Annotated in this window: 20 protein-coding genes; 19 read left to right on the top strand and 1 reads right to left on the bottom strand. The window is 44.9% G+C overall.

Annotated features, from left to right (window positions below):
- Positions 1-141: 141 nt before the first annotated feature.
- The 10 genes from KOL94_RS15765 (at position 142) to KOL94_RS15720 (ending at position 15,230) form a co-directional block, all read left to right on the top strand.
- On the top strand, positions 142-2,280 hold the full coding sequence (locus tag KOL94_RS15765; RefSeq protein ID WP_221567335.1) for a (Fe-S)-binding protein: 2,139 nt from the start codon (positions 142-144) through the stop codon (positions 2,278-2,280).
- 268 nt (positions 2,281-2,548) lie between these two features.
- Positions 2,549-3,736 carry an acetyl-CoA C-acetyltransferase gene (locus tag KOL94_RS15760; RefSeq protein ID WP_221567334.1) on the top strand — a complete coding sequence of 396 codons (1,188 nt, stop codon included), beginning with the start codon at positions 2,549-2,551 and terminating at the stop codon, positions 3,734-3,736.
- A gap of 15 nt (positions 3,737-3,751) precedes the next feature.
- Positions 3,752-4,603 carry a 3-hydroxybutyryl-CoA dehydrogenase gene (locus KOL94_RS15755; RefSeq protein ID WP_221567333.1) on the top strand — a complete coding sequence of 284 codons (852 nt, stop codon included), beginning with the start codon at positions 3,752-3,754 and terminating at the stop codon, positions 4,601-4,603.
- 29 nt (positions 4,604-4,632) lie between these two features.
- Complete coding sequence (locus KOL94_RS15750; protein ID WP_221567332.1) at positions 4,633-5,775, top strand: acyl-CoA dehydrogenase; 1,143 nt, start codon at positions 4,633-4,635, stop codon at positions 5,773-5,775.
- Between the two features lie 286 nt (positions 5,776-6,061).
- Positions 6,062-7,204 carry an acyl-CoA dehydrogenase gene (locus KOL94_RS15745; RefSeq protein WP_221567331.1) on the top strand — a complete coding sequence of 381 codons (1,143 nt, stop codon included), beginning with the start codon at positions 6,062-6,064 and terminating at the stop codon, positions 7,202-7,204.
- Positions 7,205-7,235: 31 nt separating this feature from the next.
- The gene (meaB, locus tag KOL94_RS15740; RefSeq protein ID WP_221567330.1) at positions 7,236-8,180 is read left to right on the top strand and encodes a methylmalonyl Co-A mutase-associated GTPase MeaB; all 945 of its coding nucleotides are present in this window, start codon (positions 7,236-7,238) and stop codon (positions 8,178-8,180) included.
- A 72-nt stretch (positions 8,181-8,252) separates the two neighbouring features.
- Complete coding sequence (locus tag KOL94_RS15735; RefSeq protein WP_221567329.1) at positions 8,253-8,894, top strand: TetR/AcrR family transcriptional regulator; 642 nt, start codon at positions 8,253-8,255, stop codon at positions 8,892-8,894.
- 79 nt (positions 8,895-8,973) lie between these two features.
- Entirely contained in the window at positions 8,974-12,234 is a 3,261-nt protein-coding gene (gene icmF, locus KOL94_RS15730) for a fused isobutyryl-CoA mutase/GTPase IcmF (protein WP_221567328.1), read from the top strand.
- Positions 12,235-12,739: 505 nt separating this feature from the next.
- A complete protein-coding gene (gene rpoE, locus KOL94_RS15725) occupies positions 12,740-13,249 on the top strand; it encodes a DNA-directed RNA polymerase subunit delta (protein ID WP_221567327.1) in 510 nt (169 codons plus the stop codon).
- Between the two features lie 376 nt (positions 13,250-13,625).
- Complete coding sequence (locus tag KOL94_RS15720; RefSeq protein WP_221567326.1) at positions 13,626-15,230, top strand: CTP synthase; 1,605 nt, start codon at positions 13,626-13,628, stop codon at positions 15,228-15,230.
- 1,058 nt (positions 15,231-16,288) lie between these two features.
- Here KOL94_RS15720 and KOL94_RS15715 read toward each other — a convergent pair.
- The gene (locus tag KOL94_RS15715; protein ID WP_221567325.1) at positions 16,289-16,810 is read right to left on the bottom strand and encodes a DUF2529 family protein; all 522 of its coding nucleotides are present in this window, start codon (positions 16,808-16,810) and stop codon (positions 16,289-16,291) included.
- A gap of 679 nt (positions 16,811-17,489) precedes the next feature.
- Here KOL94_RS15715 and KOL94_RS15710 point away from each other — a divergent pair.
- From KOL94_RS15710 to KOL94_RS15670, 9 genes are all read left to right on the top strand, one after another.
- On the top strand, positions 17,490-17,858 hold the full coding sequence (locus KOL94_RS15710) for a response regulator (protein WP_221567324.1): 369 nt from the start codon (positions 17,490-17,492) through the stop codon (positions 17,856-17,858).
- A gap of 551 nt (positions 17,859-18,409) precedes the next feature.
- Complete coding sequence (fba, locus tag KOL94_RS15705) at positions 18,410-19,273, top strand: class II fructose-1,6-bisphosphate aldolase (protein WP_221567323.1); 864 nt, start codon at positions 18,410-18,412, stop codon at positions 19,271-19,273.
- Positions 19,274-19,572: 299 nt separating this feature from the next.
- Entirely contained in the window at positions 19,573-20,223 is a 651-nt protein-coding gene (fsa, locus tag KOL94_RS15700) for a fructose-6-phosphate aldolase (protein ID WP_221567322.1), read from the top strand.
- Positions 20,224-20,344: 121 nt separating this feature from the next.
- Positions 20,345-21,631, top strand: coding sequence for a UDP-N-acetylglucosamine 1-carboxyvinyltransferase (locus KOL94_RS15695; protein WP_221567321.1), 1,287 nt, complete (start codon positions 20,345-20,347; stop codon positions 21,629-21,631).
- 389 nt (positions 21,632-22,020) lie between these two features.
- The gene (glpX, locus tag KOL94_RS15690) at positions 22,021-22,989 is read left to right on the top strand and encodes a class II fructose-bisphosphatase (protein ID WP_221567320.1); all 969 of its coding nucleotides are present in this window, start codon (positions 22,021-22,023) and stop codon (positions 22,987-22,989) included.
- A 330-nt stretch (positions 22,990-23,319) separates the two neighbouring features.
- The gene (gene rho, locus KOL94_RS15685) at positions 23,320-24,600 is read left to right on the top strand and encodes a transcription termination factor Rho (protein ID WP_221567319.1); all 1,281 of its coding nucleotides are present in this window, start codon (positions 23,320-23,322) and stop codon (positions 24,598-24,600) included.
- A gap of 93 nt (positions 24,601-24,693) precedes the next feature.
- On the top strand, positions 24,694-24,894 hold the full coding sequence (rpmE, locus tag KOL94_RS15680) for a 50S ribosomal protein L31 (RefSeq protein WP_221567318.1): 201 nt from the start codon (positions 24,694-24,696) through the stop codon (positions 24,892-24,894).
- Between the two features lie 229 nt (positions 24,895-25,123).
- The gene (locus KOL94_RS15675) at positions 25,124-25,744 is read left to right on the top strand and encodes a thymidine kinase (RefSeq protein ID WP_221567317.1); all 621 of its coding nucleotides are present in this window, start codon (positions 25,124-25,126) and stop codon (positions 25,742-25,744) included.
- A 282-nt stretch (positions 25,745-26,026) separates the two neighbouring features.
- Positions 26,027-26,494, top strand: coding sequence for a hypothetical protein (locus tag KOL94_RS15670; RefSeq protein WP_221567316.1), 468 nt, complete (start codon positions 26,027-26,029; stop codon positions 26,492-26,494).
- Positions 26,495-26,506: the final 12 nt, after the last annotated feature.

Raw genomic sequence — 26,506 nt, 5'->3', positions numbered from 1 at the left:
GAAAAATTTCGTCGACTGAATGCTCATTCATTAAAATCTATGCTATAATAATGTCAGAAAATTAGTTTCATTCTGAATTGAGGTCCTAATAATCTTTGCTATTGTAACCACATGAGAAACTGAAGGGGGCTAAACGAAGTCATGGATACATTATTGATCATTAACTGGCTTGCATTCCTTTTTGTAACCGCTTACGGAATATACTTGTTCGCTTATGTTGTGAAAACGCGATATGAGTATATCAAGCTAGGGAAGAAAGCTGAATTCGACCATACGATGAAAGAACGTTTTCAATCGATTTTAGTGAACGTATTCGGTCAAAAAAAGCTATTGAAGGATAAAAAAAGCGGCATCATCCATGTCATGATGTTCTATGGGTTCATCATGGTGCAGTTCGGTGCCATTGATATGATTTGGAAGGGGCTGAAACCGGAATCGCACCTGCCGTTCGGTCCGTTATATCCAGCATTCACGTTATTCCAGGAGTTTGTGACGCTGATGATCCTTGTAGCGGTGCTTTGGGCATTTTACCGCCGTTATATTGAAAAGCTCGTCCGTTTGAAGCGCGGATTTAAAGCTGGACTAGTCCTATTGTTCATCGGAGGGTTGATGCTTTCCGTCCTTTTCGGAAACGGTATGGAAATCATATGGCATAACCTTGAACTCTCTTGGACAGCACCAGTGGCTAGTGCGATCGCCTTTTTATTCGGATGGGTTGGAAAGACCGGTGCAGTCGTCTTATTCTATGTTGCTTGGTGGGTCCATCTGTTGATTTTGCTCACATTCTTAGTCTACGTACCACAATCGAAGCATGCTCATTTAATCGCAGGACCGATCAACGTATTCCTTGGTCGTACACATAAGGTGGGAAGACTGGCAGCGATTGACTTTGAAGATGAATCACAAGAAACATTCGGTGTCGGTAAGGTTGAGGAATTCAACCAGAAACAGCTCGTCGACTTGTATGCATGTGTCGAATGTGGACGCTGTACAAACGTCTGTCCTGCGACGGGTACCGGAAAAATGCTTTCGCCGATGGATCTGATCATCAAAATTCGTGATCATCTAACGGAAAAGGGTGCAGCGATCACTTCACGTACACCGTGGGTTCCGGCTGTCGCATTCAATAATACGACCGGTAACCAGCTCGCGATCGCAGCACAAGGGAAAGGAAGTCAAGAAACAGCTGCAACCGTAGAGGAAGGCAGCCGTGGATTTGATTATACGATCGACTTGATTGGCGATGTCATTACTGAAGAAGAAATCTGGGCTTGTACAACTTGTCGTAACTGTGAAGACCAGTGCCCTGTCATGAATGAACACGTCGACAAAATCATCGACATGAGACGTTACCTCGTATTGACAGAAGGAAAGATGGATGCGGATGGACAGCGTGCAATCCAAAACATCGAACGTCAAGGAAATCCTTGGGGACTCAGTCGTAAGGAACGTGAAGATTGGCGCGACGGACATGAAGATGTCCATATCCCGACAGTAAAAGAAGTTGAAAAATCAGGAGGAGAGTTCGAGTACCTCTTCTGGGTCAGCTCAATGGGCTCTTATGACAACCGCAGTCAAAAAATCGCGCTGTCACTCGCTCGCATGATGAACTCGGCTGGCATCAAGTTCGCGATCCTCGGAAACAAAGAGAAGAACTCTGGTGACACACCACGTCGAATCGGAAACGAGTTCTTGTTCCAGGAAATCGCGACGAAAAACATCGAATTGTTCAAAAAGCATGATGTGAAGAAGATCATCACGATTGACCCGCATGCCTATAACACTTTTAAAAATGAATACCCTGACTTCGGTCTTGAAGGCGTTGAAGTCTATCACCATACAGAGCTATTGGCAGAATGGATTCGAGAAGGCCGCTTGAAGCCAACGCATGAAGTCGAGGAGACGATCACCTATCACGATTCTTGCTACCTCGGACGTTACAACGAGGTTTATGAACCACCTCGTGACATTTTGAAAGCGATTCCGGGTGTCAAGGTCGTCGAGATGAACCGTAGCCGACAAAACGGAATGTGCTGTGGAGCTGGTGGCGGTATGATGTGGATGGAAGAGGATGCTGGACACCGAGTCAATGTGGCACGTACAGAGCAGGCGCTTGAAGTAAATCCGACTATGATCGGAAGCGGATGTCCTTACTGCTTGACGATGTTGAGCGACGGAACGAAAGCGAAGGAAGTCGAAGATAACGTCCAGACGCTAGACGTCGTGGAAATTTTAGAGAAATCCGTACTGGGTGATGAAAAACAGCGTATCGCGCAATGACTGGATTAGGAAAAGAAGATCAGAGACGGTGAAAATCGTCTCCTGATCTCTTTCTATGACAGCGGTCCGATTGAGCGTTCGCTCGAAAGTTATCAAGACGGCGTGTGCGTAGTAAAGAAGTTCAGTTTTATAAATTACGAAGCGTTTTTGCAAATATGTTTTACGAATATGCACCCTAGTTTACAAATATCAGCCGGAGTTTTACAAAAATGATCGCACTTTTTACAAATATCCACCTGGTTTTATGAAAAAAAAGGAGGAGTTACACATGGGAAAAACAGTAATCGTTAGTGGTGTGAGGACGCCATTCGGCAAGTTCGGTGGCGCACTCAGTTCACTCACCGCACCACAACTTGGAGGAGTTGCAATCAAGGAAGCACTCGTACGCGCAGGCATTTCACCAAAGGATGTCGATGAGGTGATCATGGGGTCCGTGCTACAGGCTGGTCAAGGGCAAATCCCTTCACGTCAAGCGGCGAATTACGCGAATATCCCGTGGGAAGTCAAAACGGAAACGATCAACAAAGTGTGTGCTTCTGGGTTGCGTAGCGTTACGCTTGCAGACCAGATCATTCGTGCTGGTGATGAAGAAGTGATCGTTGCAGGCGGTATGGAGTCGATGAGCAATGCTCCGTATATGATGCCGAAAGCACGCTGGGGGTTGCGGATGGGTGATGCGAAAGTCGTCGATTCGATGGTTTCTGACGGCCTCACATGTTCCTTCAAAGGTGTTCACATGGGGAATTACGGCAACTCGACAGCCAACGAATTCGGTCTGACGAGAGAAAAACAGGATGAGTGGGCTTACCGCAGCCATCAACGTGCTGTATCAGCAATTGAAGAGGGAAAGCTATCAGAAGAGATCGTAACGGTGGAAGTACCGCAGCGTAAAGGTGATCAGCTCGTCGTTGAGCAAGATGAAGCACCGCGAAAAGACACGACAGTCGAACGACTTGGAAACCTGAAGCCGGTTTTCGACCCACAAGGCTCGATCACAGCCGGCAATGCACCTGGTGTCAACGATGGTGCAGGAGCGCTCGTTCTCATGTCAGAAGAACGTGCGAAGAAAGAAGGCAAACAAGTGATGGCGACGATCCTTGGGCATACAGCGATCGCGATGGAACCTGAAAACTTCCCGCAAACACCGGGTGTTGTAATCAACGAACTTTTAAAGAAGACAGAAAAATCATTAGAGGAAATCGACCTGTTCGAAGTGAACGAAGCATTTGCCGCAGTAGCTCTTGTCAGCTCGCAAATCGCAGAGCTTGACGCAGAAAAAGTGAACGTCAACGGTGGTGCGGTCGCACTCGGTCACCCGATCGGGGCAAGCGGAGCAAGAATCATCATCACGTTAATCCATGAATTGAAACGTCGCGGCGGTGGAATCGGAATCGCAGCCATTTGCAGCGGCGGTGGTCAAGGCGATGCTGTCATGGTCGAAGTAGAAAAGCAATAAACGAGGAGGATCCACATGCAAATCAAAAAAGTAATGGTAGTCGGAGCAGGACAGATGGGAGCAGGAATCGCACAGGTTTTCGCTCAAGCGGATTTCAACGTGGTTTTACATGACTTGAAAGAAGATATTGTACAAAAAGGAATGGCTTATATAACGAAGAACATGAACCGACAAGTGGAAAAAGAGCGGATGACGAGAGAAGCGGCGGATGCGGTTATAAGCCGTTTGACACTTTCTACTGATTTGAATAACGCATCGGATGTCGACCTTGTCGTCGAAGCGGTTGTGGAAAATATTGACATCAAAAGCAAGCTCTTCTCGCATCTTGATGAAATCGCTCCCGAACATGCAATTCTTGCGACGAATACATCATCGTTACCGATTACAGAAATCGCAGCGGCGACAAATCGTCCGGAAAAAGTGATTGGAATGCATTTCATGAACCCGGTACCGGTCATGAAGCTTGTTGAGATCATTCGCGGGCTCGCTACAACGGATGAAACATATAAAATGATTGAAGATACGACGAAATCACTCAATAAAGTACCTGTTGAAGTGAATGACTTCCCAGGATTCGTGTCAAACCGTGTCCTGATGCCGATGATCAATGAAGCGATCTACACAGTGTATGAAGGTGTGGCTGAGCCTGAAGCGATTGATGAAGTGATGAAACTTGGTATGAATCACCCAATGGGACCGTTGACACTTGCTGATTTCATCGGCCTGGATACATGTCTGTATATTATGGAAACGCTTCACGAAGGTTTCGGTGACGATAAATACCGCCCATGTCCATTGCTGCGTAAATATGTGAAAGCAGGCTGGCTAGGGAAGAAAACCGGAAAAGGATTTTATGAGTACAACTAGGCATTTTGTGCATAGAAAGGGGGAGGACGATGAATCTTCGTTTTACGGAAGAACAAGAGATGATGCGTAAGATGGTCCGCGATTTTGCTGAAGCGGAAATCCGCCCTATTTTAGAGGAGATGGATGAAAAGGACGAATTCCCAAGAGCAGTCATTGATAAAATGGGTGAGCTCGGGTTGATGGGCATTCCGATTCCTGAAGAATACGGTGGGGCAGGGATGGATTTTACATCCTATATCATCGCGATCAATGAACTTTCAAGGGTCAGTGCAACAGTCGGCGTCATTTTATCGGTGCATACATCTGTAGGGACGAATCCGATCTATTACTTCGGAACTGAAGAACAGAAGAAAAAATATGTGCCGAAGCTCGCGGGTGGCCAATATCTTGGGGCATTCGGGCTGACAGAACCGAGCGCTGGGTCCGATGCAGGCGGATTGAAGACAAGGGCTGTCCGAGATGGAGATCATTACATTCTGAACGGATCGAAGGTTTTCATCACGAACACTGGAGAAGCGGATGTCTATATCGTTTTTGCATCGACGGATCCTGGTGAAGGAAGCCGTGGTATTGCAGCTTTTATCGTTGAAAAAGATACACCAGGCTTTGAAGTCGGTAAGAAAGAGAAAAAGATGGGGCTGAACGGTTCGAACACAAGTCAGCTTATCTTCGAAGATTGCCGGATCCCGGTGGAAAACCGTCTTGGTGAAGAAGGAATGGGCTTTAAAATCGCGATGGCGAACCTTGATATCGGTCGGATCGGAATCGCTGCTCAGGCACTGGGAATCGCTGAAGCGGCTCTTGAGTACTCCACCGTCTATGCAAAAGAACGTCAGCAGTTTGGTAAGCCGATTGGCTTGCAGCAAGGCGTCGGATTTAAACTTGCTGACATGGCAACCCACGTTGAAGGTGCAAAACTAATGACCTATAAAGCTGCGAATCTGAAATCACTCGGCAAACCTTGCGGAAAGGATGCCTCCATGGCGAAGCTCTTCGCCTCAACCATTGCGACCAAAGCGGCGATTGAAGCAGTCCAAGTACACGGCGGTTATGGCTATACGAAGGAATACCCTGTCGAGCGTCTCTTCCGCGATGCGAAAGTCTGTGAAATCTATGAAGGCACGAGTGAGATACAGAGATTGGTGATCAGCAAGCATTTGATGAACAGCTGATTCGGCGAATGATAAACTTCGAATTTCATCGTTACTTGGTTTTTCCGGTCCTCCGACGTACAGGGTGTTCTAGTACCGGCGTTGTCACAAGATTTCTGAATTGATCAACTTCGTAGTGATTTTACGCCGAGTCACCACAGGCGCAAGATGTGACGGGTTTAGCCGATTTCATTAAATGAACAGATTAACATGAAAAGTGAACAGATTAACGTAAGAACTGAACAGATTAACCCAGAAAGTGGTCAAATAAATCGAGAAAAACTCAGTGGATAAGGGAGAGGGAAGCATGCAATTTCAACTTTCAGAAGAACATGAAATGCTTAGAAAGATGGTCCGTGATTTTGCGAAGAACGAGGTGGAACCGACAGCTGCAGAACGTGACGAGGAAGAACGCTTCGACCGTTCGCTATTTGATCAGATGGCAGAGCTCGGTCTTACAGGTATTCCTTGGCCGGAAGAATACGGCGGAATCGGTTCGGATTACATGAGCTACGTCATTGCGGTAGAAGAATTATCACGTGTCTGTGCGTCGACAGGGGTAACCCTATCTGCACATACGTCACTTGCAGGCTGGCCGGTCTATAAGTTCGGTACAGAAGAGCAGAAGCAGAAATTCCTACGTCCTATGGCTGAAGGGAAAAAGCTTGGTGCATACGGTCTGACTGAACCGGGATCCGGATCTGACGCGGCAAAAATGAAAACGACAGCCCATCTTGATGGCGATGAGTATGTGTTGAACGGCTCAAAAATCTTCATCACGAACGGTGGAGACGCTGAAATTTATGTCGTGTTCGCAGTAACCGATGCTGAGAAGAAGCATAAAGGGATCTCCGCATTCATCGTGGAAAAAGGAACGCCTGGATTCTCATTCGGTAAAAAGGAAAAGAAACTCGGCATCCGTTCATCCCCGACATTGGAGATCATTTTTGAAGATTGCCGTGTACCGGTGGAAAACCGCCTAGGTGAAGAAGGCGAAGGTTTTAAAATCGCGATGCAGACACTGGACGGCGGCCGTAACGGGATTGCAGCACAAGCAGTCGGAATCGCCCAGGGTGCATTGGACGCTTCAACCAGCTACGCGAAAGAGCGCCAGCAGTTCGGTAAGCCAATCGGTTTACAGCAGGGAATCGGGTTTAAATTAGCGGACATGGCAACGAAGGTTGAAGCGGCAAGACTTTTAACCTATCAAGCAGCTTGGAGAGAGAGCGAAGGCATGCCATATGGTAAAGAGTCCGCGATGTCGAAGCTGTTTGCCGGTGATATCGCGATGGAAGTGACGACAGAAGCGGTACAAGTGTATGGTGGTTATGGCTATACAAAGGACTATCCGGTAGAACGTTACATGCGTGATGCGAAAATCACTCAAATCTACGAAGGAACGAACGAAATCCAGCGACTTGTCATTTCGAGAATGCTTTTGGCAGATTGATAGCAGTATTGACGAACGAGGAGGACCACCCATGCATGACCTCGCCAAGAAAATAGTTGAAAAAGACGTGAGAGCGTTAGCGAGAGGAATCAGCTTCCTTGAGAACGATCACCCAGATAAACTCACGATTTTAAAAGAATTGCATGATCAGGGCAAAGGCGCTCATATCATCGGAATCACAGGTTCTCCGGGTGCGGGGAAAAGCTCGCTCGTCAATCGCTTCATCCAGTTCTTGAGATCAAAAAATTTGACTATCGGAATCGTCGCTGTCGACCCGACAAGTCCCTTCAGCGGTGGAGCATTGCTTGGGGACCGGGTACGGATGTCGGAGCATTTTACAGATCCAGGGGTGTATATCCGCAGTATGGGGACCCGTGGAAGTCTTGGCGGACTCGCGCGGACCACCAAAGAGACGGTTCGGATGATGGATGCCTATGGCTTTGACGTCATCCTTGTGGAAACGGTCGGAGTCGGCCAATCGGAGCTCGATATCATGAAAGTGGCTGACACGACAGCCGTGGTTTTGAACCCAGGAAGCGGAGATGTGGTACAGGTTTTCAAAGCTGGAATCATGGAGATTGCGGACCTGTTCATCATCAATAAAGCAGACCTTCCGGGAGTATCGAAATTGATGACGGAAATCGAAGGGATGCTCGATCTCGTCAAGCATGACGCGGATTACCGTCCCCCGATCGCCAAAACAATTTCGACACAGAACAAAGGTCTTGAAGACGTCTGGGAGCTTGCCCGAAAGCATTTGCAGTACCTTGAGGAAAGCGGAGAAGGCAAACGTAAAAAGACGTGTATTTTACAAGATGAAGTGCTGGAAGTCGTTCATTATGAACTCATGAAGAAGATAGAGCAGGATCAACTGGATGGAGACTGGAGAGAACAGATCGAACGGAGAGAAATCGATCCTTACACTGCTGCAGCGAACATATTGTTGGAGCTTAACATAGGTAAAAAAGAACGCTAGACGATCAACCAGATGTGAGACTACAAAGCGTATGGAATTATAAACGATATCGACTAAGAGAGAGGGATGACGTTGGGGAAAAAGAAAGTACCTTCGCTAGTCAAAGACGAGAAGCTCATACAAAAGCGTCGTGAAGAAATGGTGAAAGCAGCGGTAACGCTTTTCAAGGACAAGGGATTCCATCGGACGACAACAAGAGAAATCGCAAAAGCAGCTGGATTCAGCATCGGTACCCTTTACGAGTACATCCGCTCGAAGGAAGATGTGCTGTATCTTGTCTGTGATTCAATCTACGATGAGGTCCGGACTCGCCTGCAAAGTGAGATCGTCATGGATCAGCCCGGGATAAACAGGCTCAAGGAAGCGATCGCTGCGTACTTTAAAGTAATGGATGAAATGCAGGATGAGGTTCTTGTCATGTATCAGGAAGCGAAATCCTTATCAGATGAGGCACTGCCGTACGTCTTACGTAAAGAAATCGAGATGACAGCGATATTCGAAAAGCTGATCCAGCGCTCGGTCGATGCAGGTAACCTCTCCTTATCGGAAGAGGAAGTCAGCCTGCTAGCACATACCATTCTGATACAGGGGCAGATGTGGACGTTCAGACGATGGGCGCTGCAGAAGAACTATAATTTGGAAGCGTACACACAATTCCAAATCCAGCTCTTATTGAACGGAATCGAGATGGGCAGGCCGGCAAGTAAAGTTTAGGGCTGGTTAGAGTATCGGGAAACCCCCGATGATATATAAAGCTGAAAATGTACCAACCGAAGAAAGGAGCAAGCCTAAAATGGAAAATGAAGTATACAAACCGAAGAACCATGTTCGTTTTGTTACAGCCGCAAGTCTTTTCGATGGTCATGACGCTTCCATCAACATCATGCGTCGAATCATCCAGGCTAGTGGAGCGGAAGTCATTCATCTAGGACATAACCGTTCCGTGGATGAAGTCGTGCAGGCTGCCATCCAGGAGGATGTCCAGGGAATCGCCGTCTCCTCCTACCAGGGCGGGCATGTTGAATATTTCAAATACATGGTCGATCTTTTAAAAGAAAATGGGGCTTCGCATATTCGTGTCTACGGGGGTGGCGGAGGGGTCATCATCCCGAAGGAAATCAAGGAACTGCATGAGTACGGCGTTGCTCGTATCTTCTCACCTGAAGACGGTCGGACGCTCGGCCTGCAGGGCATGATCAACCAGATGGTCAAGGATTGTGATTTCCCAACTTTCTCAGATCTGACCGATGAAATGGAGCATCTCCAGTCGAAGGATCCGAGAGCAGTTGCGCGATTGATCACGGTTGCGGAGAACTTCGGAAAAACACAGAAGGAAATGGCTGCGACCGCAGAAAAAGCAATTACGCAAATGAAGGAAATGGCGTATAAAGTCCCTATCCTCGGAATCACAGGAACAGGTGGAGCGGGTAAAAGTTCTTTAACTGATGAACTCGTCCGTCGTTATTTGAATGAATTCGAGGATAAGACAGTCGCGATCCTGTCCGTTGATCCGACGAAACAGAAAACAGGCGGAGCTCTGCTTGGAGACCGGATCCGTATGAATGCGATCCACTCACCGCGCGTTTACATGAGAAGTCTCGCAACACGTGGTTCGAAAACGGAACTGTCTGAAGCGATAATCGAAGCGCTTTCGGTCGTAAAAGCTGCGGGCTATGATCTGATCATCGTTGAAACAAGCGGAATCGGGCAAGGGAATGCTGAAATCGTAGAAATCTCGGACGTATCGATGTACGTGATGACAAGCGAATTCGGTGCACCTTCCCAGCTTGAAAAAATCGATATGATCGACTATGCAGATTTGATCGCAATCAACAAATTCGATCGTAAAGGTTCAGAGGATGCCTTACGCGACGTGAAAAAGCAATACCAGCGCAGCCGTATGCTTTTTGATAAAGATCTTGATGACATGCCGGTGTTCGGTACGATCGCGAGCCAATTCAATGACCTTGGCACAAACATCCTTTTCAGCGCACTTGTGAATGTTTTGAATGAAAAGTTCAATCTAGGTTGGGAAACGTCTTTCGATACAAAAGGGAAAGTCGAAAAACAGAACATGATCATCCCGCCGGACCGTGTCGGGTATCTGAATGAAATCGTGCAAACAGTACGCGGCTATCATGAATATGTGAAGGAACAATCCGAAACAGCACGTAAAATGTTCCAGATTGACGGAACGCTCGAAGCGATCGAGGAAACGAATGCGGACGGCGAAGTGACGATCCGTACGTTGTCAGATATGAAAAAAGATTACGAGAAGAAGCTCCATCCTGAAGCGAAGGAAATTCTAGATGGATGGGATACGCTGAAAGAACAATACAGCAAGGATGAATTCGTGACAAAGATCCGTGATAAAGAAATCGTGACAGAGCTCAAGACACGAAGCCTTTCGGGTCTTGATATTCCTAAAGTCGCACTACCAAAATACAAAGACTGGGGCGAAATCATCCGCTGGTCAATGCTCGAAAACGTTCCCGGGCGCTACCCGTTCACAGCAGGCGTATTTCCTTTTAAACGAAAAGGAGAGGATCCGAAGCGCCAATTTGCCGGTGAGGGGACTCCTGAGCGCACGAACCGCAGATTCCACTACCTTTCAAAGGATGACGAAGCGAAGCGTCTCAGTACTGCTTTCGACTCAGTGACATTGTACGGTGAAGATCCAGATTACCGTCCGGATATTTACGGAAAAGTCGGAGAAAGCGGCGTCAGCATCTGTACACTTGAAGACATGAAAAAGCTTTATGCTGGTTTCGATCTGACTGCACCGTCGACATCCGTTTCAATGACGATCAATGGACCGGCGCCGATAATCCTTGCGATGTACATGAATACAGCGGTCGATCAACAGTTTGCTCGCTTTGAAGAGGAAAATGGTCGTAAGCCTACTGAAGCAGAAGCGGATGAAATCAAAGCGAAGACGTTGTCGGTCGTACGCGGAACCGTCCAGGCGGATATTCTGAAGGAAGACCAGGGACAGAACACATGTATCTTCTCAACGGAATTTGCTCTTCGTTTGATGGGGGACATCCAGGAATATTTTATCGACAACAAAGTCCGTAACTACTATTCTGTATCGATTTCTGGATACCATATCGCTGAAGCAGGTGCGAACCCGATCACTCAGCTTGCCCTTACGCTTGCAAACGGCTTCACATATGTAGAGTACTATTTGAGCCGTGGTATGGACATCGATACATTTGCACCGAACCTGTCCTTCTTCTTCAGCAACGGACTCGATCCGGAATATACCGTCATCGGTCGCGTAGCGAGAAGAATCTGGGCAACAGTTATGAAAAATAAATACAAAGCCAATGAGCGAAGTCAGAAACTGAAGTATCATATCCAAACATCAGGACGCTCTCTGCACGCTCAGGAAATCGACTTCAATGATATCCGCACGACGTTACAAGCCTTGATGGCGATCTATGATAACTGTAACTCGCTGCATACGAACTCCTATGATGAAGCGATCACGACACCGACGGAAGAATCCGTACGACGCGCAATGGCGATCCAAATGATCATCACAAAGGAACTCGGCCTAGCGAAAAATGAAAACTCGCTGCAAGGTTCATTTATCATCGAAGAGTTGACGGATCTCGTCGAGGAAGCAGTGCTACAGGAATTCGAACGCATCAATTCCCGAGGCGGAGTACTCGGTGCGATGGAGACACAATACCAGCGCGGTAAGATTCAAGAAGAGTCGATGTATTATGAGATGAAGAAGCACGATGGGACATTGCCGATCATCGGAGTGAATACGTACCTGAATCCGAACCCACCATCGGAAGAAGACTTCAACCTTCAATTGGCTCGTGCCACGAAAGAAGAAAAGGAACAGCAAATCGCTAGTTTGTGTTCTTTCCAGGAAAAGCATGCGGATAAAACGACTGAGGCACTACATCGCTTGAAGCAGACAGCACTGTCAGGCGGCAACCTGTTTGAAGAGCTGATGACGACGGTTCGTCATGCAAGCCTTGGACAGATTACACGTGCACTTTACGAAGTCGGTGGAAAATACCGACGGAATATGTAAGACGTTGACGAAAAATGAATAGTAAGGAACCATCTCGAACGATTCTTCTTCGAGGTGGTTCTTTTTCTGTTCTGTTAGGTAGACATTTTTGCAGTCAATGTTGACTCTTAGACATGCTTTTGCGTTTTTAAACTTAAACTCGATTTTTTAGACTTATTACTGGATTTTTAGACTTATTCCAAATTCTTAGACTTAGTTGCGAATTTTTAGACTACACTCCATTTGACCACAATATAGGATTTTTCACCTGAATAATTTGAAAAAATTGTGCAGAGCTATAGCATATCTTTAGAGAATTTGTTTATAATGGATGGTATGATTACGTTAGTTTTGGCTAGGTGAGCTTTGAATAAATCGGTAAGGTAATCTATGTCTTAAACGAAATTCGCGACACTCCTGCGGGAAAAGCGATCCAGGCGAGAACCCAAAGCCGATTTCGTAAAGTTAGCCTTGTTTATAGATTAGTCAATACGACTGATTAACGAGAGAAAGGACGTGCCTGTAGATGCTGGATACGTATTCTAAAGAAGAACTAAAGGAAGTTTCAATGCTTGAAATCGCATTTCATATTTTAAAAGATAACAAGAAACCGACTCCTTTTACCGAATTGATGGAGCAAGTTTCTAAAATGCGAGATTTGAGCCCAGAAGAGCAAAAACAACGGGTTGCTCAATTCTACACGGACATCAATATCGATGGTCGTTTCGTTTGTGTCGGGGATAACCAATGGGGATTGAAGGTATGGTACCCAGTTGAAAGCAGTGATGAAGAGCTGGCAACAACGATCAAACCTAAGAAACGTAAAAAAGCGAAAGCGAAATTGGATGATGACGACGAAGATTTCGAAGACTTTGAAGAAGATTTAGAGGAAGACTTCGACGATATTGATGACGACATTGAAGACGTTGATGATGAAGAAGAAGAATATGTGGACTTCGATGATGAAGAACTTTCTGATGATGAAGAAGACACTGATGAAGACATTGCAGATGATGAAGAAAAGGAAGAAGAATAAATCATCTTGACAATTGACAAGAAAGTAGATAGAATCATTTTTGGGCTTTACTTATAGTCTTAAATTAATGACGAATTTAATATTTTATTTTACGAATCTTAAACAAAAGCGCCCCCCATACAGGGCAGGTGTCGCTTTTGTTTTTTTATTTACACGAAGACTTTGTTAACTGTTAATGTTGGTTAGAGTTTTCTTTTATCCGACTCTGTTGGTTTCCGCAAACACCAACACATCGATTTGAAGCTGTTAAGTTTTACATGGATGAGAATACTATCTAACAGAGCTGAACAGATAAAGCACTCCCGTTTTATTACAGGTACATTGTGAACAGGCAAAAGAACAAATCAAACATATTGATCTCAAAGGGGGAACCAACATGACGAAAAAGTATATCTTTGTAACCGGTGGGGTAGTTTCATCTCTAGGAAAAGGCATTACGGCAGCCTCGCTGGGACGTCTTCTGAAAAACCGTGGAGTGAATGTGACGATTCAAAAGTTCGATCCATACATCAACGTTGATCCAGGAACGATGAGTCCATATCAGCATGGGGAAGTATTCGTTACGGATGATGGAGCTGAAACAGACCTGGATTTAGGTCACTATGAGCGTTTCATCGATATCAATTTAAATAAATACAGCAACGTTACGACAGGGAAAATTTATTCGACTGTCTTGAAAAAAGAGCGCCGCGGGGATTACCTTGGCGGAACGGTTCAAGTCATTCCGCATATCACGAACGAAATCAAAGAACGTGTATTCCGTGCTGGACGTGAAACGAATGCCGATGTGGTCATTACAGAAATCGGTGGTACGGTCGGTGATATTGAAAGTCTTCCATACTTGGAAGCGATCCGCCAGATCAAGAGTGATATCGGTGTTGAAAACGTCATGTACATCCACTGTACGCTTGTTCCTTATATAAAAGCTGCAGGTGAAATGAAGACGAAGCCGACTCAGCACAGTGTAAAAGAACTGCGCAGTCTTGGGATCCAGCCGAATGTCATCGTTGTTCGGAACGAAATGCCGCTTCCACAGGAGATGAAAGACAAGATCGCATTATTCTGTGACATCAACCCTGATGCGGTTATTGAAGCGATGGATGCCGATACGTTGTATGAAGTTCCTCTTGCCTTACAAGCACAAAAACTGGACCAAATCACATGTAATCATTTGAAGCTGAACTGTAAAGAAGCGGATATGGAGGATTGGAAAGAGCTTGTCACTCGCGTTACGAACTTGAAGAACAAGACGAAAATAGCGATCGTAGGAAAATATGTCGCATTACCAGATGCATATATTTCTGTTGTAGAATCCCTTCGTCATGCAGGTTACGAGTTTGATACAGACATTGATATCCATTGGGTCAATTCAGAAGAAGTGACAGATGAAAACGTGAAGGAACTCCTAGAAGACGCTGACGGAATCCTTGTGCCAGGAGGTTTTGGAGACCGTGGCATCGAAGGGAAAATTTCAGCGATCCGCTATGCGCGTGAAAACAACGTACCAATGTTCGGAATCTGTCTTGGTATGCAACTCGCATCCGTAGAATTTGCACGTAATGTTTTAGGATATGAAGATGCGCATTCTGCTGAAATCGATCCAGCATCAACGCACCCAGTAATCGACTTGCTGCCGGAGCAGAAGGATGTTGAAGATTTGGGTGGAACATTACGTTTAGGCCTTTACCCTTGTAAGCTTAAAAAGGGTACCAATGCATTTGCGGCTTATAACGAAGAGGTCGTCTATGAACGTCACCGCCATCGTTTTGAGTTCAATAATGAGTACCGCGAACAAATGGAGAACGCTGGTTTCTTGTTCTCAGGGACAAGCCCGGACGGCCGTCTTGCCGAAATCATCGAGTTGAAGGATCATCCATGGTTCGTAGCTTCACAGTTCCATCCTGAATTCATCTCAAGACCGACAAAACCACAGCCGTTATTCAGAGAATTCGTGAATGCAGCTACTAATTTAAATAAATAAGGATACGAGGGCTGATCAGAGTTTTTAACTTTGGTCAGCTTTTTAAGTTTAAAGGGACTGAACCATAAGTAATAGTAGGGTAATCCTCTAGCCTCCTCACCGAAACGGTTTTAGGAAAAACCCTTAGCGGACACAGGAGCCCTTATTTTCCCAAAAACTTGTTCATTGATAAAAATAACGGACACTAGAGCTCTTATTTCATTAAAATCTTAGTGAATCAGCTCTTTTGTTCACAAATAACGTCCCTGGTGTCCGCTAAATTCTGAAACACTGCATTTAGTGACCAAATAACGGCTCTGGTGTCCGTTAAGATCTCAGAACATCCATTTAAACAAAAAGAGGCAGACAAAACATCGATAATAATGTCTGTGTTATGGATCAGCCACTTCAATATAAGTGTATAAACTGGTGGCTTAGGAAGCAATAAACCACAAAGCATTTGCTTTTTCGAGCAACTAAGCTCCGCCAACGCCTAAGGCTTGACTGAGTGAAGTTTTCTTTATTGTGTCCCTTTCAATCTAGTGTAAAGTGAGAACCTTTGAAAGCAGTGGAAATATACGAGACTCCTGAGGGAAAAGCGAGCTAAGCGAGACCCCACAGCGAATTAAGGATCTTCGACTAAAAGGCGACCACGTCGTGGGGTGAACGTTGAAGCAAGCACGTCCTTTGCAAGTGAGCGAGGAGGTTTGCGGATTGTCCGTGGAAAGCGAGTATATTTCCCATCCCCTACGTCTTAAAAGAGCCAAACCAAAACAAGTCACGATCATTTCGTCGCTGGTTTCCGAAATGAACGTAACTTGAATGGTCCTTACTATCCACTTTTATGTATGTGGTCCGATCTACAGCCTTAAGTGAAGTATCAAACCGGGTTATTTTTTGTCTTATTCATAGCTTTGGGGAGTAGGGTGGGGACTATGAAAGACGAGGGGGTTAAGATTAGGCTGTAGGAAAGGAGAAGGCTGAAAAGCGTGACTTTTGTCATGCTTTAACATATATTTCTCCATCATTTTACAAATCTCCTTCTAACATATTAAAAAAAATAAAAAAATTTAATAAGATTAAAATTCTTCATCGTATTCCGCAAGCATTTCATTCGTATTAAAGTACAGTGCATAGTAGACATATAAGGCTAACATAAAGACAGGATAGCCGATCCGTTCTCCATCTTCACCTGGGACTAAAGGCATCAATAATTTTGTATCAATATGAAATTCTTCATTTGGAACCGGTTCATCTCCTTTTTCGACTGCAGCGACACTCACCACAGATATACCTTCTGATTCCGTCTGCGTGATCAATTTTTCCAGCTCTATGTTCCGCGCATTATTGGCAAACGCCAGGATGCAATCGCCAGCTTTCACTATATTTTCACCATAGGACGCACATGCTGGGAGGCTTTCGCTGCTTTCTGTAATAGCAGAAGCGATACCCTCGAGTTCGCCAAATCCTTTTATGTGAATCGTGCCATTTCCGGTAATAGTCTGGGCCAACAGCCGGGAGCAGTCTTCAATCGTTTCGTCTTCTTGTTCTTCTATTCTTTTAAAAACACCAGACAGCTGTGTTGTGAATATTTTCAGCATCCAAATCACCTCTTTAAACGTTAGTATTCATACCCTCAGTATAACGAATTCATTCTTTTAAAATAGGCTTTGTTTAATTTATTAGTAAGTTTTTATACGATAGACTAAAAATTGTCTGCACAGGGCTTGGGTCTAATTTCATAAAAAAATTTTCTGAAAACCTGCGGGAAAGGCGAACCAAGCAAGACCCCACCGTTTTTAAAAGGATCTTCGACTATAATAATGAACTTCGACTAAATACCACCACGTCCTATGGTGAACGTCGAAGTCAGTACATCCTGTACAAGTACGTCCTGTGGTGAACGTTGAGCTCACGGAAGTAGGTAAATGCAATGAAGTGATGTCTAGCTCAGCGACCAGTCACTTGGATCACTTCAAACTTCCTGCGGCGGCGACACATTGATTGACATCCTTATGAGTTAGCCCACGCAGAACCAAGTCTTTGTTTGGTTCGAGCCTCCTCGTCAGTTTTCCAGTGACCTGCGTGACTAATCGGGTCGCTTCCGCTTTTCGTTTGCCCGCGGAAAGGGAGTGAATTTCTCAAAGTGCAATGGTTTGATTAAATTAAATGGTGGATTTTGACGAGGGAGAAGGAATTTTAAAATATTAATCGAAATATGTTTAAGAGATAGTGGTGTGGGAAATTTACAACAACATGGAAACTAGGGTGGGATAAGGTATGAAAGGCAAAATACTTATTGTTGATGACCAGTATGGGATCCGAATCCTATTAAATGAGATTTTCAAAAAAGAAGGATATCAGACCTTTCAAGCGGCAAATGGTGTTCAAGCACTGTCCATCGTTGAAAATGAAAAGCCTGACCTCTTAATCCTTGATATGAAAATCCCGGGCATGGACGGGTTGGAAATCTTACGTCGTGTCAAGAAAGTCGACCAGAATGTAGGTGTCATCATCATGACAGCTTATGGCGAGCTCGATATGATTCATGAAGCTATGGATCTAGGAGCCATCACTCATTTCGCGAAACCTTTCGACATCGACGAAATCCGCGAGGTCGTTAAGAAACATTTACCAATACGTTCATAATCGTTAAAACATAAGCAAATAATAAGGGTTGTCTTTGAAAGGTATCAAAACCTCCAGCACAGCATTCGTACATAACCCCAACTTAGGGAATGGTATGTATTTCTGCCGGAGAAAAAGAACTTTCGGACAACCCTATTTGCTTTATCAATTGCGGATTCTGTTCAAAATTGATATGCTATAATTGTTTTTATTGGAGTTATATGTATTGGAGTCGGAAGCGGCTTTATTTAAAGACTTTGTTAAATAATGATGTTGATTATTGGCTTAGTTCGATTGAAGCGAAATTTGCGACACTCCTGATGGAAAAGCGAGCCAGGCGAGACCCTGCGGCAGCGACAGCCTCCTCGTCCGTTTTCCAGTGACCTACGTGCCTAACCGGGTCGTTTCCGCTTTTCGATTGTCCGCGGAAAGGGAGTGAATTTCGCAAAAATCAACAATAAAGGATAACAAAGCCTGTTTAAATGAAGTTCAAAGGGCATTCAACCTGCTATTTGAACGAATACTTATACTGAATATTAAGGTGCTCGATACCTACAAGGAGGAAATTGTTTATGCCTTTAGTTTCAATGAAGGAAATGCTCGAAAAAGCAAAAGCAGAAGGATATGCAGTAGGACAATACAACCTGAACAACCTGGAGTTTACACAAGCGATACTTCAGGCTGCTGAAGAGGAAAAATCTCCTCTTATCTGTGGGGTTTCAGAAGGTGCTGCCCGTTATATGGGTGGATTCAAGACGGTTGTCAATCTAGTTGAATCCCTGATGGAAGAATACAATGTAAATGTTCCTGTAGCTATCCATCTTGACCACGGTTCAAGCTTCGAAAAATGTGTGGAAGCAATTCATGCAGGATTCACTTCTGTCATGATCGACGGATCTCATCATCCGCTTGAAGAAAACATCGCTCTAACGAAAAAAGTCGTTGAAGTTGCTCATGCGGTTGGTGTTTCTGTAGAAGCAGAACTTGGACGTATCGGCGGACAGGAAGATGACTTGATCGTTGACGATGCTGAAGCAGCATACGCAATCCCAGCTGAATGCGATCAGCTTATCCGTGAAACAGGTGTCGATTGTTTCGCACCAGCATTAGGATCTGTCCACGGTCCTTATAAAGGAGAGCCTAACCTTGGATTCGATCGTATGAAGGAAATCAGTGAATTGACAGGTGTACCACTTGTTCTTCACGGTGGAACAGGCATCCCGACAGCTGATGTCAAGAAGGCTATTTCATTTGGACACTCTAAAATCAACGTCAACACTGAAAGCCAACTCTCAGCTTCAAAAGCAGTACGTGAAGTACTTGCTGAAAAACCAGAATTGTATGACCCTCGTAAATACCTAGGACCTGCACGCGATGCAATCAAGGAAACGGTAAAAGGTAAAATGCGTGAATTCGGTTCTTCAAACAAAGCATAAATTGAAATGACGATAGACTGATGACTAAGGGGTTGACTCACGAAACAAATGTCAGGCACCTCCAGCCCAACGGCTTCACAAATAGTCAGAAACCTCCAAAACCAACATCTTAAACAAAATTGATGTTAAAATGGAGGAGTCTGATTCATTGAAGCTTGGTTGTAAAGGGATGGCGATGTCAGGCATCCATGAGTCAACCTCTTAAAACATTGGTTGGACCTTCCCTCACTAGAAACAAAACCCACTAATTTTTAGATGCATAAACGAAAGTTTTATAGATATAAGGAGTGATACATCCTATGAAATTCTTTATTGATACTGCGAATATTGATGAAATCCGCGAAGTAAATGAGCTTGGAATACTGGGCGGTGTGACGACGAATCCATCATTAATTGCTAAAGAAGGTGTAGATTTTCACGAGCGCTTGAAGGAAATAACTTCGATCGTATCAGAATCTGTCAGTGCTGAAGTAATCGGATTGACTTATGATGAAATGGTTGAAGAGGGGAAAGAGCTTGCAGCGATCGCACCTAACATCACAGTCAAAGTGCCAATGACTAAAGATGGATTGAAAGCGGTTAAAACGTTCACTGAGTTGGGTATCAAAACGAACGTTACATTAATTTTCTCAGCGAACCAGGCTTTGCTGGCTGCACGTGCTGGGGCTACTTATGTGTCTCCATTTTTAGGTAGGTTGGATGATATCGGACAGGACGGTTTATCGCTGATTTCGGAAATCGCGGAAATCTTCAATGTCCATAAAATCGAATCACAAATCATAGCAGCTTCTATCCGCAACCCAATTCATGTGACGGAAGCGGCACTCAGAGGCGCTCATATCGCAACCATCCCCTCAAAGGTCTTATCCCAATTGATGAATCATCCATTGACGGACCAGGGGATTGAAAAGTTTTTGGCAGATTGGAACAATAGTCAAAATAAAAGCTGATTTTAGCATTCGAATATATACCAATACGGAAAATATTGGATAAAAATAGAATTTTTGCTTACACTAACGATTACAGTTTTTGAATTCTTGATTTTTCAGAAGGCGAAGAAGGGAGAAAGCAATGGAGAAATTAATGATCGAGGGAGGACATCCCCTAGAAGGTACGGTTCAGATCAGCGGAGCGAAGAACAGTGCGGTCGCTTTGATCCCGGCTGCCATTCTAGCTGATTCGACTGTTACGATCGACCATCTCCCAAGCATCTCGGATGTGGGCATCTTACGCGACTTACTAGAAGACATCGGTGGGGAAGTGCACTTAGAAGATAACACCCTTACTGTACATCCAGAAAACATGATTTCCATGCCACTTCCGAATGGGAAAGTGAAAAAGCTGAGAGCATCCTATTATTTGATGGGGGCCATGCTTGGACGATTCAAAAAAGCAGTCATCGGACTCCCTGGCGGGTGTAACTTGGGCCCTCGTCCGATTGATCAACATATAAAAGGTTTTCAAGCACTCGGCGCAAGAGTAACGAACGAACAGGGTGCGATCTATTTGCGTGCAGATGAACTCGTCGGCGCCCGAATCTATCTCGATGTTGTAAGTGTCGGTGCGACGATTAACATCATGCTTGCGGCAGTTCGTGCAAAAGGCAGGACAATCATTGAAAATGCGGCTAAAGAACCTGAAATCATTGATGTCGCTACTCTACTTTCCAGCATGGGTGCAAAAATCAAAGGTGCCGGAACGGATGTCATTCGGATCGATGGTGTTGAATCCTTGCACGGCTGTCGTCATTCGATCATCCCTGACAGAATCGAAGCAGGGACTTATATGATCATGGCAGCTGCAATGGGGAACGGAGTCACGATTGATAACGTCATCCCGCTTCACCTGGAGTCATTGATTGCGAAGCTGCGTGAAATGGGTGTCCATATTGACCAAGCGGATGACACGGTTTTCGTCCGCCGCGGCAGCAAACTGAACAGCGTAGATATCAAGACACTTGTCTATCCGGGCTTTGCTACCGATTTGCAACAGCCGTTCACTGCATTATTAACAAGCACTGAAGGAACGAGTATTGTAACCGATACAATATATAGCTCACGTTTTAAACATATCGACGAGCTGAGACGGATGGGTGCCAACGTAAAAGTAGAAGGCCGGTCAGCGATCATCAACGGACCGACACCACTCGAAGGTGCAAAAGTGAAAGCTTCTGATCTACGCGCTGGGGCATCGCTCATTGTAGCTGGTCTGATGGCAAAAGGTATTACAGAAATCTCTAACCTCGAGCATGTTGACCGAGGGTATGAGAATCTGGTCGAAAAGCTCAAAGGACTAGGTGCAAAAGTATGGCGTGAGAATTTTGATATTGAAGAGTTGGATGAGGTTAATCAATCTTAGTCTAACAACGAATGATAAACGTCGGATTTCGTCGTTACTTGGTTTTTCCGGTCCTCATGTATTAACACGATACACTTCGGTCCTCAAAACCATCGTGCCTCGAACTCCTTGTTTCTAATTAGTTGATATAACGAAGGATGATAAACGTCGGATTTTCAAAACGAACAGTACGTTCTAGTACTGCCGTTGTCACAAAATTTCGGACTTGCTTGACATCGAAGCAATGTTGCGGCGAGTAACTGCAGGCGCAGGATGTAACGGTTCTAGGCAGTGGTCGTTACTCATCAACTTAAGACATAACTGTTTTTTTAAGGCTTTGAATTTCGCAAAAAACAATTTTCAAGTATGTTAGAGCCTTTTCAAATAGCTTTTATAGGGGGAGAAAGGTTATGGAGAGAAGTTTATCCATGGAACTTGTCCGTGTGACGGAAGCAGCTGCACTTGCATCTGCCCGTTGGATGGGAAGAGGTCGGAAAGAAGAAGCTGACGATGCTGCGACTTCGGCAATGCGTGATGTGTTCGATACTGTTCCAATGAAAGGTACGGTCGTCATTGGAGAGGGAGAAATGGACGAAGCGCCTATGCTTTATATCGGAGAAAAGCTGGGTACGGGTTACGGACCGCGTGTCGATGTGGCTGTTGACCCCCTGGAAGGAACGAATATTGTTGCGAATGGAACTTGGAATGCATTAGCAGTCCTTGCGATTGCCGATCACGGGAATTTACTGCATGCACCAGATATGTATATGGATAAAATCGCCGTCGGCCCTGAAGCGGTTGGTATGGTTGATATCGATGCTTCGGTGGCGGACAATCTTCAAGCGGTTGCAAAGGCGAAAAATAAAGACATCGAGGATATCGTTGCTGTTATTTTAAACCGTAAGCGTCACGAGAAGCTGATTCAAGAAGTCCGCGATGCCGGAGCTCGGATCAAGCTTATCCAGGATGGAGATGTCGCTGCAGCGATCAATACTGCTTTTGATGATACAGGTGTTGATATTTTGCTAGGCAGCGGTGGTGCGCCAGAAGGTGTGCTGGCAGCTGTTGCGCTTAAATGCCTGGGAGGAGAGCTTCAAGGGAAACTCCTTCCACACACAGATGAAGAGCTTGCCCGTTGCAAAAAGATGGGAATTGAAGACATCCACCGTGTTCTCCGTATGGAGGACATCGTAAAGGGTGATGATGCGATCTTTGCTGCGACAGGTGTAACAGACGGTGAGTTGCTGAAAGGTGTCCGGTTCAAAGGCACTGTGGGTACGACGCAGTCTGTGGTCATGAGAGCGAAGTCTGGAACAGTCCGTTTTATCGATGGAAAGCACAGCTTGAAAAAGAAGCCGAATCTAGTGATCAAACCCTGAATTTTCAAGACACAATGCTGTTTAACCTGACAGCATTGTGATTCTCTTGATTATTGTGGTCATATTTGGGTAGAATATATGTATCTATTGATTTTTTGCTTCATCAACATACTTCTTTTACAACACTTCTGTAAAACGTTTCTTTCCTTCCAAGTCTTTAGAGAACGTTCCAAAACAAACTTTTATTCTTTGGCGCCGTTAACATAGTTTTAGTGAAATTCGCGAGTGAATTTCGCAAACATAAACAATGGACTTTAACAGTGCCTAATATATGAAGGCGTTATTCTTGCCTTGATCTATAATTTAAATACGCGTGAAGAGTGGTGTACTATGTCGTTAAATTTATCACAATTAGAAAATATGAAACTCAAGGATTTGTATGAAAGAGCCAAAGAGCTGAAGATTTCATACTATAGCAAGTTGACCAAAAGGGAATTGATTTTTGCGATTCTGAAAGCGCAAGCTGAAAAAGAAGATCTTTCGTTCATGGAAGGTATTTTGGAAGTCATACCGACAGAAGGTTTCGGATTTTTACGACCGATCAATTATTCTCCAAGTTCTGAAGATATCTACATTTCAGCATCTCAAATCCGCCGGTTCGATTTAAGAAATGGGGACAAGGTTTCTGGTAAGGTACGTCCTCCAAAAGAAAATGAGCGTTACTACGGGCTGTTGCACGTTGCGGCTGTCAACGGTGAAGATCCGGATACAGCGAAGGAACGTGTCCATTTTCCAGCATTGACGCCTTTATATCCTGAAGATAAGATGACGCTGGAAACCTCAGCAAGAAATATTTCGACACGGGTCATGGATATGATTTCTCCAGTTGGTTTCGGGCAGCGTGGTTTAGTTGTTGCCCCGCCTAAAGCTGGTAAGACGACCCTTTTAAAAGAGATTGCGCATAGCGTGACGACGAATCACCCTGATGCCGAATTAATCGTCCTATTGATCGATGAACGTCCGGAAGAAGTGACGGACATCGAACGTTCTGTTCAAGGAGATGTCGTCAGTTCGACGTTCGATGAAGTTCCTGAAAACCATATCAAGGTCGCTGAGCTTGTGCTCGAACGGGCGATGAGACTTGTCGAACATAAGAAGGATGTCGTGATTTTGATGGACAGTATCACTCGACTTGCGCGTGCTTACAACCTCGTCATCCCGCCAAGTGGAAGGACGTTGTCTGGTGGTATCGATCCAGCTGCTTTCCATAAGCCGAAGCGATTTTTCGGTGCCGCGCGTAACATTGAGGACGGCGGAAGCCTGACGATTCTGGCAACTGCGCTTGTCGAAACAGGTTCTCGTATGGACGACGTCATTTATGAAGAGTTCAAAGGGACTGGTAACATGGAACTCCATCTCGATCGGAAGCTTGCAGAACGCCGGATCTTCCCTGCGATCGATATCCGCCGTTCAGGTACACGGAAAGAAGAAATGCTTATTGCCAAAGAGCATCTTGAGCACCTTTGGGCAATCCGGAAGACGATGGACGATTCTTATGATTTCGTCGAACATTTCATGAGACGCATCAAGAAAACGAAAACGAACGAGGAATTTTTCCACATGTTCGAGAAAGAGCGGTCCGGCCAGGGCAAGAAAATGACCGTCAAATAGGTTGTTGAAATCTGTTTAAAAAATTGGTATACTACCTCATGTGTGCAAATAACTCTGTTCCTTAAGGGTTCAGGGCAGAAGGAGATGAATAGGATGAAACAAGCAATCCATCCAAATTACAAAACAGCGAAAGTTTCTTGTGCTTGTGGAAATGAATTTGAAACAGGTTCAGTAAAAGAAGATATTCGCGTTGAAATTTGTTCTGAATGTCATCCGTTCTACACAGGTCGTCAGAAGTTTGCTGACGCAGGTGGACGTGTTGATCGCTTTAAGAAAAAATACAACCTTAAATAAGGTCTTAAAACAGGCAGGGGAACGCCCTTCTGCCTGTTTTTTACTTCTATTTGAAGAAAATACTTTCTTCAATATAAGGGCGACTACGGCTCAGCCTACGCCAAGACTTTTTATTGAGGTCAAAAAATAAATTCGTCCATCATGCTTATGATTTGTTATCATTAGAAAAGAATACATAAGAGAAGTTATATATCGTGTTTTTAATAAAGATAAAAAGGGAGAGACGGGCATGTATGTAATGAAGAAGAATGGATGGGTCGAACTGATCTGCGGCAGTATGTTTTCAGGAAAATCAGAGGAATTGATTCGACGCGTTCGACGTGCCACGTTCGGTAAACAAAAAGTTCAGGTTTTCAAGCCTTTACTGGATGATCGCTACAGCAAAGATGAAGTCGTTTCCCATAACGGAACCTCTGTGATGGCTGTACCAGTCAAAAGATCAGAGGATATTTCGAATCTTGTTTCGTATGATACAGAAGTAGTGGCAATCGATGAAGTACAGTTCTTTGACGAGAAAATCGTCGAAGTCATCCAGCTCCTTGCCAACAATGGAAAGCGAGTGATCGTGGCTGGTCTTGATCAGGATTTCAGAGCAGAACCGTTCGGACAGGTTCCTGAAATCATGGCATTGGCTGAAAGTGTAACGAAACTCCATGCGGTTTGCCTGGTGTGCGGAAGTCCAGCAAGCCGGACACAGCGACTGATCGACGGGAAACCAGCATCCTATAACGATCCGATCATATTAGTTGGTGCTTCAGAATCGTACGAGCCTCGATGCAGGCATTGTCATGAAGTACCAGAACATCCCAGAATGAAATCGCAGTACCAACCACAACCGACAAAAGCATAAATCATAAAAAGATAACCTGAGTGGAAAAATAACTCCACTCAGGTTTATTCATTTATTGCGTGCCTGGCACCTATTCAGAAGCCTTGCTATGACTGTATTTCTGATCGGTGCCAGGTACACTTCCAAAACCCTTGGGTGAGAAGGGATTTAAAATGGTGCCAGGCACCGGGTGGGAAGCCTTGGTACCAATAACTTCTTTTTCGGTGCCAGGCACGGATTCCCATCGATTCCCACTTTATTCGTATCGGATTTGGTTATGCTAAGGTTACGGGGGTGTTTATTTTGAAGAAAACGATCTTTCTTAGTGCGACGGTCCTTTTAGGTGCTTGTTCACCTATGCAGCCTCCAACCTCAGAGGAAATTGCAAGCAAAGAGCCGTCTGCGTACGAAACGAAAGAAAGTAAAAATCCTCTCGTAGGTCACGGGATCATTAATTATCACGCGACCAATAGGAAACCGAATCGAAGATATAATTTCGAGTCAAACCAGAATCCGAACAGCTATCGTAACTTGACTTCCAAGCGTTTTACGATCAGTGATGATCAGGACAAAATTCGTCAAGCCGTTAAGGATGCTTCTGGACGAAACGCTCAGTTCGTTACGATCAACGGAAACGATGCTTGGGTCCATGTCAATGTTCCTCGGGATTTATCAAAAAAAGAGCGTAAAGCTTTGAAAGATAAACTCGAAGATGCCATTCAGATATCAGTCCCAAGGTATCACCTTCACCTTCGTTTGGACTCGAAATAGTAAGGGGAAAGA

It is taken from the genome of Alkalihalobacillus sp. TS-13 (genome assembly GCF_019720915.1).
Classification (GTDB): domain Bacteria; phylum Bacillota; class Bacilli; order Bacillales; family Fictibacillaceae; genus Pseudalkalibacillus.
Note: the sequence above shows the minus strand (reverse complement) of the source record. Positions and strands in the feature narration are given on the sequence as shown.